Source organism: Pragia fontium, from assembly GCF_900638655.1.
In the GTDB taxonomy this organism is placed as follows: Bacteria; Pseudomonadota; Gammaproteobacteria; order Enterobacterales; family Enterobacteriaceae; genus Pragia; species Pragia fontium.
Genome location: NZ_LR134531.1, coordinates 3,339,758 through 3,350,625 on the forward strand (window position 1 = coordinate 3,339,758; position 10,868 = coordinate 3,350,625).

The window sequence follows — 10,868 nt, forward strand, 5'->3', positions numbered from 1 at the left end:
GTTCCCTTCCCGGCCTAGGTGTTTGTAATATGGGCAAACCAAAATCGATAAGCCCATGCTTCAAGACATCAATGTGACAAACTACTTATGCTCAAGCCTGATTTGTTTAACCTGCTCAGGCGTTACCATCGATGCCTGATTGCCCCAGCTTCCACGAATATAATTAACGATATCGGCAATTTCCTTATCGGATAATCTGTCACGGAAATACGGCATACGCATTGGGATCTGCTTACTATCGATAGTTGGCACATCATAGCCATCCAAAATAATGCGGATGACTGACTGTGGATTCGGCGCAAGCACCGTGTTATTTCCAGCCAATGCAGGGAATATATCGGCCTCTCCCTGCCCATTACTTTCATGGCAATATGAACAAGATTTCTGATAGGCAAAGGCCATACGCGCTTTTTCGTTCAGCACTTGATCGCTTTCTTGAGATACCACAGCAACAGGTGCAGTAGCTTCAGACTTAGACTCTGGCAATGATTTAAGATAAGCAGCAACTGCCTCCAAATCATCGGTATTCCACATGGAACTGCTATTGATCACCACATCATTCATTGGGCTACCAATCACCACGTGTTTTGCCGTACGGCCGGTACGCAGCGTTGCCACAATATCCTCTGCTGAATAGTGTTTAAGCCCTTCCGCATTATTAAGCAGGCTTGGCACAAACCAGCCATCGATAACCTGTCCGCCAGCCAAATAGGTTGGCGATGAGTTATCAAGGCCTTGCTCTTTCAGGGTAAAGTCACGAGGCGTATGGCAGGTACCGCAGTGTCCCAGTCCTTCGACAATATAAGCCCCTTGCGCAATTTTAGCATCGTGATAGCGGGCGGCATCGAACGCCACATCCTCAGGAGCAAAAAGTTTACGCCAGATAGCCAAAGGCCAACGTGTAGAAAGAGGCCAAATAATATCAGTCGGCTTATTCGGCGTTGCGTTAGCCTCCACCCCATAGCGGAAATAAGCATAAAGGGCGGTAATATCATCATCACTTAGGCGTGAATAGGAAGGATAAGGCATCGCTGGATATAGGGTAATGCCATCTTTACGAATACCGTTACGCATCGCTCTGGCAAAATCATCAAGCGTATACTCACCTATACCATTTTCTTTGTCCGGTGTGATATTGGGAGGATAGATGCCGCCAATCGGCGACTGAATTGCTGCACCGCCGGCATACAATGCGGAGCCAGACTGAGTATGGCAGGCCGCACAGTCACCTAATGTTGCCAGATAGCGTCCTTTCTGAACCAGCTCGGGATTGTCCAAGGCGTGTTGATCTGCGTTTAATGGCGGAGTACTAGTCGGCCACAGCGCAAAAGCAAGCACGATCAAGAAACAACAGATGAGCGTGACAACGGTTCTCAAGATAAATTTTTTCATCTTTGGTCTCACATGCTTTTCAATACAAAAAATAAGAAAGCCTAATCAGGGCAAATCGTAACGGAATTAGTCCATATCAACATATTCATAGCCAGGTTTACGCAGGAAATGAATCTGCTCCTGAGTAATTTTATCTTTGTAATCATTACCAAAATGACTGCGAATATAGTTGGTCAATTCCATAATTTGCTCATCATCCAGCACGCCACCAAAAGGCGGCATACCGCGTTTTCCATACATAATGATATCGGCTAAAAACATCGATGAGATCAGGTCCCCGTTATCAGCCAACGGTGGATAATGACCCGCGCCTACCGCACCTTCACCGGCAGGCATATGGCAAGATTGGCATATGGATTGATACAAGGCATCACCAGTGCGTTCTGGAAATTGGCCAGGCCCCGTGGTGCCAACACCATCTGCAAAGCACAGACTGGTACCCAAAAGCGACAGGCTTAAAGCCAGAATCAATTTTCTAAACATCGCAATGTCTCCCCTATTATTTAGACGCAGCCGCACGCTCATTAACCTGACGGATTGCTTCCATCGCGGAAAGAATGGCACCTTCCTGCCAGGCCGGAATATAGGAGATATGTTCGCCAGCCATCACCACCCGATTATCCATCTGCGATACGTTTTTAAAGTGCTTATCTCTGGTTTCTGTCGTCCAAAGACCATAGCAGCCTAATGAGAAAGGTGAACGGTGCCATGCCATGGTGACGCCATTATCAAATTCATCTTTCGCCTGCGGATGGATTTTGGTAAATGACTCCATGGTTTTTTTCAATCTTTCCTCTGGTGACAAACTGGAAAACTGGAAGGCATTAACACCAAACAGATAGGAACCCAACACCACACCCTTACCTTTAGACAGGTAATCACTGCTTGGGTAAGATATCTGACCGATTGGCAAATCGGTAAAGGTAATGCCGCCGTAGATGGCTTCATCTTCTTCCCAGAAGCGGCGTTTAAATTGGATACCGGCTTTAAAGCTTGGTGCATAAGGCACACTGGCAATACCCGCTTCCATGGCTTCACTAAAGTTATGCTCGATTTGTGCCAAGATAGAGAATGGAATGGTACAGATACACCAGTCAGCCTGAACCGTTTTTTCTGCATTATTGTTCGCAACATCTTGATAAGTGACTGTCACATTCTTATCGGACTGAATGATCTTTTTCACCTTGGCATTAAACGTCACCAAATCGTTCAGCGTTTTGCCCATCGCTTTAGGCAACGCATCCATACCACCTACCGGTTGGAAAATACTGGAACCGTACTCATAAGAGAATGGCAGACTGAGCGTTTCCCACAGGCGGGATGACAAAATATCATCGAGTTTTATTGGCGTGCTCGGTACACCATCGGCGGTGGCACCCGGATCTTGTGCAAAACCACGCTGGGCTGAAGCGGTGGCTGGCGTATAGCGGAAGTCTTTATCTAACACCCCCCACGAACGTAATGATTCCAAAAGGACTTCCTGAGTCTCTTTTGTCACCATATCGTCAAGCTTATCTTGGGTTACCGCTTTACTTAGCAGTTCAGTAATCTGGCCGTTGTAATCGGAAACAATATGGCGATAACGCTGAGGTTTGCCGCCAAATGCCTGAGAATTATGCAGAAAAGCATTACCATTAAGGGCATTGAACGCTTCCAGCTTAACGCCAAATTCACGGGCATAGTGTAGATAGCCTCGATGATGATAAGGAACACGCCATGGACCCGGGTTAATGTACAGGCCGGGATCAAAACGGCATTCCTGAGTGAAACCGCCAAGTTCAGTATATTTATCACCGCCGTGGATAGCCCAAGCTCGACCGCCAACCCGATTGTTATATTCGAGAAGAGTGACCTTGTAGCCCGCCTTGCGCAATTCATGTGCAGCAACCAGACCGGCAATACCTGCTCCCAGAATGACAACGCTCGACCCATTCGGTGCCCCACCCAGTACTGGGGGAGCAGTAAAGTCACTTTCATTCGCATGGGCTAAAGCCGTCATTACCTGATACATCACGGCGCCACCCGCCGTTGCACCAATAACTTTGAGCAAATCTCTACGACTCACATTCTTTGTATTCATGATAAAACACCTTGAAAGTTGCGATAAATATAGTTTCCTGCGAACTATATCAATTTGTTTTTTCACCAAACCATACAAATAATGTGCTTTTCAACTCATATTTTTTAACATACTGATTACATTAATTTTATATATTTACAATAAGCACAATATGTAAATAAACCTGTGTTTTCGTCATAATTTGTCAATTAACCGTTGCTTGATGCATATTTTCTTAATCATTGTTTTATATTTTTACTTAACTAAAAACCATAGGCGCTCAAATACCTCCATTCCTCAGCAGGATTGAAATATGTTGATATCACATCTGCTGATAATAAAAATAAAAGCGCTTAAAAATTTAAAAAACAGCGAGTCCGCAGGCTAACATCGAAATACAGAATACCGTTTTTAATATATATAGGAGGCTTTTAGTTTAAAAGGTCACTATCAATATCATCGACCCTATGCTTGATAATGTAGAATCAGTCATGTATTGCTCAGTGATGACATTCAATGAAGATGGATTAAAAAATTGATAAAACAGTAAGATAACCGCTATGGTTTGGCAAAATACAGTCACTTTTTCAGCCGGACTTCCTCTATGCTTTAGTTAAAAAAAGTCTATCATTATCTAAAAATAATCTGGGTTCATCAGATATCATCTTAAATAACGCATAATAGATAACGATGATATTCTCACGCCTTTAATTTAAACCCATCAACCTGATTAATTAATAACAAAAAAACCTATCAAAATTTACATATCCCCCCTGCTAATTTAATTTATTTAAATTATTTATCAAAACAAGCAACCAAAGCGTTGTTGCACTTCAGCACCTTCTCTTAAAAAACAAATAAAAACCAAACCACTTAATATTCATACAGATAAATAATGTTAACAAATCAAACGATCTGTTACACCGATCATTAATAAGGCATTGATAGTGAAAAGCTATTGCAAAAGAAGAAATCAAAATGAATAAACGATTTTTTTGTTATGTCTTAAACGTGTAATCTACCCTCATCAGGATAAATATTAAAACGTTGCATATTAATAATAATTAATAGTTATTAATTCAATGAAAAGGATATTCATTTAATGCCGAATACATTTAATTATAAAAAATTATCGCTTCTTATATTATTATCGCTCTCCGTGAATATCCCTAAATATTCAATCGCCGCCCGTTATAATATCACTATCGATGATGGTAAAAATTACAAATTCAGCTTCCCTTATTTTGGTAAAATTTTTATTACTGGGGAAAACAGTTCTGCCGACTTTTATAATGAACCCGAGATCAGTGTGAAATCTCTTGGCATGGGCGTGTCTTTAGATCTCGGTGGCAGCGCAACCTTTCACCGTAATTTGAATATATCCGGCGCCCCTAACCAGGAGGGAACCAATAACCTTTCCGTTATCAATGAGAGTTCATTTTTAGTCAAAGAGAATCTAACCATAACCGGTCAGGGCGAAAATGCTGCCCATATTAATGTTGAGAATAACAGTTCCGTCAATATTGGGGGCGATCTGAGTATTCGTCATACGACCAACAAAAGTATCAATGATGCCACCCTGATTAACCTCAGCCAGAACAGCATTTTTCGCGTTGGCGGCAATACCACCCTGACCAATGAGGGCAGCAATGAAGGAATCGCATTACAGTCCGGGGCTCAGGCCATTTTTGAGGGCAGCTTCTCATTAGCACAGCGGGCAACCGCCCTGACGGTGGCAGACAACGCCAGCTTTACCACCAAAGGCGATACCGCTATCTCGGTCACCGACCCGCTTCTGGTGGAAGATCCCGACGGCAAGATGACGCGCCGCCCCGCCACCGCGGTTAATGCTTACGGTACATCGTTAATCAGCTTAGGCTATATCGATCAAGCGACGCAGTCTGAACTCGATGCCAACCGCGCAACCCATGCACAAGTCTATGTCGGCCAAAATACCCGCATTACCGCCTCTGCTACCGACCCTATTCATGACGTCATTGCCCTCAACCTCAAAGCCGATAACGCCTCACAGGTGATTGTTGACGGCTTGCTCAGTGCCAAAGCGGGGGGCGGACAGGCCCTGGCCTGGTCGCTCTTCAGTGCGGGCGATGCAGCCGATACGGTAAAAATCAGATATGGCGGTAACCTCATTGGTAGGGTGAATTTAGGCAATGGCGATGATGCGCTCTATGTCGATGCCGGACCCAAAGGCGGAATTACCGGCGATACCTACACCGGCAATGGTAACGATAAGGTGGTTGTCACTTCCGGTCATATCAACGGCGATATCTACTTTTATGATTATGCCGACAACACCAACCCCGGTGGCGATGACTATTTCGACTTTGTCGGTGGAAAAATCACTGGCCGGGTGTTAATGGGCGGCTACGGCCATGATAAAGCCTTTATCCGGCAAGGTGCCGATATCTCCGAACTGTACAATGTCGACGGTGGCGGCGGTCTCGGTAGCGGCGCTAATCCAAACTCAACCGGTGAAATCACCTTTGAAGGCCAGAAGTTCAGAGCCTATAGCGGTTATACCGATAACCGTGAAAACGGGCTGCGGGTATCCGCCTGGAATAGTGTGTCACTGAACAAAGGATCCGAGCTAACCCTGACCGGAGACGGCCTGTTTGATAGCCAAAGAACCGGTACCTTAAATATTGATAACTCTTCGACGCTAAAATTAGAGGGCATCAATGCCAGCAAGCGCATCGAGGGGCATGTTAATAACAGCGGAACCCTTCATCTGGCCAATAAAAACCCCGGCGAAACCCTCAATATTGCCGGTAACTATACCGGTAACGACGGTTTAATCATGATGGATGTTCAACTGGGTAATGATAACTCGCCAACGGATAAGCTGGTTATCACCGGAGATACCGCAGGCACCACCTTAGTCCGAGTGAATAACATTGGTGGTCTCGGGGCGTTTACCGATAAAGGTATTGAATTAATTAAGGTGGGAGGCGCCTCAAACGGCACCTTTAAACAGGATGGGCGCGTCGTCGTCGGGGCCTATGATTATTTTCTCAATCGGGGAAATACCGCCAGAGGCGCAGACGCCAAAAGTTGGTATTTAACGTCAGGGTTACCGACAACAACGCCTCCGGCAGATCCTCAAGACCCGGGAAATGGCCTGCCCCCCAAGCCATCGACGCCTGCACCGATTGTCCGTCCGGAAACCGGCAGCTATATCACCAATATGGCCACGGCCAACCATTTATTTATTACCCGCCTGCACGATCGACTGGGGGACACCCAATACACCGATATCCTTACCGGTGAAAAGAAAGTCACCAGTTTATGGTTACGTCAGGTCGGTGGACATAATCGCGCCCGCGATAGCAGCAGCCAATTAAAAACCCAGAGCAATCGTTATGTGGTGCAACTGGGGGGCGATATTGTCGACTGGTCTCATGATGGTTTAGATCGCTGGCACCTGGGCTTAATGGCCGGTTATGGCAACAGCCACAGCAATACTGATTCCAAAGTAACTGGCTATACATCCAGAGGTACGGTCAGCGGATATTCCGCCGGGGTATACGGCACCTGGTATGCCAACGATGAAGATAAAAACGGCACCTATATTGATACCTGGGCCCTGTACAGTTGGTTTAAAAACACCGTTAAAGGCGATGGGCTGAACAGCGAAAAATATAACAGTCAGGGCGTCACCGCCTCCATTGAAGCCGGCTACACCTTCAATCTGGGTCAGTACGATGAAAGAACCCGTTATTTTCTCCAGCCCAAAGCACAGGTGATCTGGATGGGGATCGACGCAGACACGCATAAAGAACACAACGGAACAACGGTAACCAGCACCGGCAAAAACAATATTCAAACGCGGTTAGGTTTACGCGCCTATTTAAGCGGTCATAGCACCCTTGATGATGGCAAAGATCGCACCTTTGAACCGTTTGTCGAAACCAACTGGATCCATAACACCAAAAATATGGGCGCCAAAATGAACGGCGTTAGCCATACGCAGGTGGGTGATGACGATATTGCGGAACTGAAAACCGGCGTAGAAGCGCAGTTTAACCAAACGCTGACCGGTTGGATTACTGTCGCTCAGCAAATCGGCACCAAAGGTTACAGCGATACTTCGGCAATATTAGGCATGAAATATAGCTTCTAATGATGCCATCGAAGTTCAAACACCCGGATTAAAACGCTGCCTGTTATTCATCCAATGAAAAGGATATTCATTTCATGCCGAATACATTTAATTATAAAAAATTATCGCTGCTTATCTTGTTATCGCTATCAGCCAATGCGCCGCACTATGTCATCGCCGCGCCAATTAAAGTCGATATCAAAAATGGTCAGAACCACAAATTTACTAACGATGAATTTAGTAGCATTTCGATTAGTAGGGAAAACACTTCCGCCGATTTTTATGCTGACGAAGTCAGTGTCGCGGCCCCCTATACCGGAGTGGAGGTCTTTAAGGGCGGCCGCGCCACCTTTCACAATAATCTGAATATTACCGGCGCCCCGAACCAAGTCACATCGCATAACCTTGCGGTCACAGATAAGAGTTCTGTGTTAGTAAAAGGTAATCTCAATATAACCGCTCAGGGGGAATGGGCTCCCCATGTTAAGATAGCTGATGACAGCACCCTCACGGTCTGGGGCGATTTAAACATTCATCATACCGCCAGAAAAAGTAAACATGATGCCCAGCTCATTACCCTCAACCATAAAGACAGCCGCCTACACGTTCGGGGAAATACCACACTCATCAATGATGGCGGTAATAACGGGATATCATTACAGTGGGGCGCTCAGGCGACTTTTGATGGCAACTTCTCATTAACACAGCATGCGGCAGCCCTTACGGTTGGAGATAACTCCAGCTTTGTGGTGAAAGGCGATACCGATATTTCGGTCACCGATCCTATTCAGACTGAGGATCCTGCGGGTAACGGTCTTATACGCCGCGGAGCCTACGCGATTACCTCATATGATACGTCTTTAATTAGCTTAGGCTATATCAATAAAGAGACGCAGGCTGAACTCAATGCCAACCGTGCAACCCATGCTCAAGTCTATGTGGGCCAAAATGCCAAAATTTCCGTCTTGGCCACCGACCATTATAGTGACTCCAGAGCGCTTTGGCTCCGAGCAGATACAGCGTCACTGGTGATTGTGGATGGTTTGCTCAGTGCCAAAGCGATATTAAGCGAAGGGGGCGGGCTGGCGGATCAGCGTAAGGCCTGGTCGATCTTCAGTGATGGAAAGGCGGCCGATACGGTAAAAGTCAGACAAGGCGGTAAGCTGATTGGTATGGTGAATTTAGGCAATGGCGATGATGCGCTGTACGTCGATGCCGGGTCAAAGGGGGGAATTGACGGCGATATCTACACCGGCAATGGTAACGATAAGGTGGTTGTCACTTCCGGTCATATCAAAGGGGATATCTACTTTTACGATTACCAGACTGTCAATAATATCAACCCCGGCGGTGATGACTACTTCGACTTTGTCGGCGGAAAAATTACCGGCCGGGTGTTAATGGGCGGCTACGGCCACGATAAGGCCTTTATCCGGCAAGGGGCCGATATCTCCGAACTGTATCATCTCGACGGCGGTGCCAGTATCGGTAACGATCCCGAACCGAGCTCAACTGGTGAGATCACCTTTGAAGGTCAAACGTTTAGAGCCTATAGCGGGTATCACGATAACCGCGAAGACGGACTGCGGTTATCCGCCTGGAATACCATCTCACTCAACAAAGGATCGGAGTTAACCCTGACCGGAAAAGGCCTGTTTGATAGCCAAAGAACAGGCACCTTAAATATTGATGCCTCTTCCACCCTAAAATTAGCCGACATCAATAATAATAAGATCGTTGAAGGACACGTCAATAACAGCGGAACCATTAACCTCGCCAATAAAAACGCTGGAGAGACCCTTAATATTGCCGGTAACTATACCGGTAACGACGGTTTAATCGTCATGGATGTTCAATTGGGTGAGGATAATTCGCCAACGGATAAGCTGGATATCACCGGGGATACGTCAGGTACTACCTTAGTCAGAATCAATAACATTGGCGGTACCGGCGCACTCACCGATAAAGGCATTGAACTCATTAAGGTGGGTGGCGCCTCAGACGGCACCTTTAAGCAAGATGGTCGCATTGTGGCAGGTGCCTATGATTATTTTCTCAATCGGGGGAATACCGCCCGAGGTGCAGATGCCAAAAATTGGTACTTAACCTCTGAGCTTCCACCGAGCCCACCGCCGGAGCCTCAAGAGCCAATTATACCGCCACCTTGTGATTGTGTGCTGCCACCACCGGTAACGCCAAAACCACCGGTTCCGGCGCCGATTGTCCGTCCGGAAACCGGCAGCTATATCACCAATATAGCCACCGCCAACCGTTTATTTATTACCCGCCTGCACGATCGACTGGGGGACACCCAATACACCGATATCCTTACCGGTGAAAAGAAAGTCACCAGTTTATGGTTGCGTCAGGTCGGGGGACATAATCGCGCCCGCGATAGCAGCGGTCAGTTAAAAACCCAAAGTAACCGTTATGTGGTTCAACTGGGAGGCGATATTGCCGACTGGTCTCATAATGGTTTAGATCGCTGGCATCTGGGCTTAATGGCCGGCTATGGCAACAGCCAAAGCAATACTGACTCCAGAGTGACCGGATATACATCCAGAGGTACGGTCAGCGGGTATTCCGCTGGAATATACGGTACCTGGTATGCCAACGATGAAGATAAAAACGGCACCTATATTGACACCTGGGCCCTGTACAGCTGGTTTAAAAACACCGTTAAAGGCGATGGGCTGAACAGCGAAAAATATAACAGTCAGGGTATAACCGCCTCCATTGAAGCCGGCTATACCTTCAATCTGGGTCAATATGATGAAAGAACTCGCTATTTTCTCCAGCCAAAAGCGCAGGTGATCTGGATGGGCATTGGCGCAGACGATCATACAGAACACAACGGGACAACGATAACCAGCACCGGTAAAAACAATATCCAAACGCGGTTAGGTTTACGCGCCTATTTAAGCGGCCACAGCACGATTGATGATGGCAAAGATCGCACCTTTGAACCGTTTGTTGAAGCCAACTGGATCCATAACACCAAAAATATGGGAGCCACAATGAACGGCGTTAGCCATACGCAGGTGGGAGATGACGATATTGCTGAACTGAAAACCGGCGTAGAAGCGCAGTTTAACCAAAAGCTGACCGGCTGGATTAATGTCGCTCAGCAAATCGGAACGGAAGGCTACAGCGATACCTCGGCAACATTAGGCATGAAATATAGCTTCTGATTGATGGCTGAGTTCAGCAATAATGATTTTATTGCTGAACTCACGCTTTCAAGATATATCGTCGATTTTCAGGCTGCAAGCCCGTGACTTATAGCAAGTTGACGCA

5 protein-coding genes are annotated in these 10,868 nt (G+C 46.5%); 2 read left to right on the forward strand and 3 right to left on the reverse strand.

Going from position 1 to position 10,868, the window contains the following annotated elements:
* Positions 1 to 81 precede the first annotated feature (81 nt).
* The 3 genes from EL341_RS14450 to EL341_RS14460 form a co-directional block, all read right to left on the reverse strand.
* Positions 82 to 1,392: a cytochrome c gene (locus EL341_RS14450; protein WP_074821639.1), complete on the reverse strand. Its 1,311-nt coding sequence runs from the start codon at positions 1,390 to 1,392 to the stop codon at positions 82 to 84.
* Positions 1,393 to 1,458: 66 nt separating this feature from the next.
* Positions 1,459 to 1,875, reverse strand: coding sequence for a c-type cytochrome (locus tag EL341_RS14455; RefSeq protein ID WP_053007658.1), 417 nt, complete (start codon positions 1,873 to 1,875; stop codon positions 1,459 to 1,461).
* A gap of 16 nt (positions 1,876 to 1,891) precedes the next feature.
* The gene (locus tag EL341_RS14460; RefSeq protein WP_047781967.1) at positions 1,892 to 3,472 is read right to left on the reverse strand and encodes a flavin monoamine oxidase family protein; all 1,581 of its coding nucleotides are present in this window, start codon (positions 3,470 to 3,472) and stop codon (positions 1,892 to 1,894) included.
* A 1,081-nt stretch (positions 3,473 to 4,553) separates the two neighbouring features.
* Here EL341_RS14460 and EL341_RS14465 point away from each other — a divergent pair.
* Positions 4,554 to 7,592 carry an autotransporter outer membrane beta-barrel domain-containing protein gene (locus EL341_RS14465; RefSeq protein WP_074821637.1) on the forward strand — a complete coding sequence of 1,013 codons (3,039 nt, stop codon included), beginning with the start codon at positions 4,554 to 4,556 and terminating at the stop codon, positions 7,590 to 7,592.
* A 74-nt stretch (positions 7,593 to 7,666) separates the two neighbouring features.
* Entirely contained in the window at positions 7,667 to 10,762 is a 3,096-nt protein-coding gene (locus EL341_RS14470; protein ID WP_232036567.1) for an autotransporter outer membrane beta-barrel domain-containing protein, read from the forward strand.
* Positions 10,763 to 10,868: the final 106 nt, after the last annotated feature.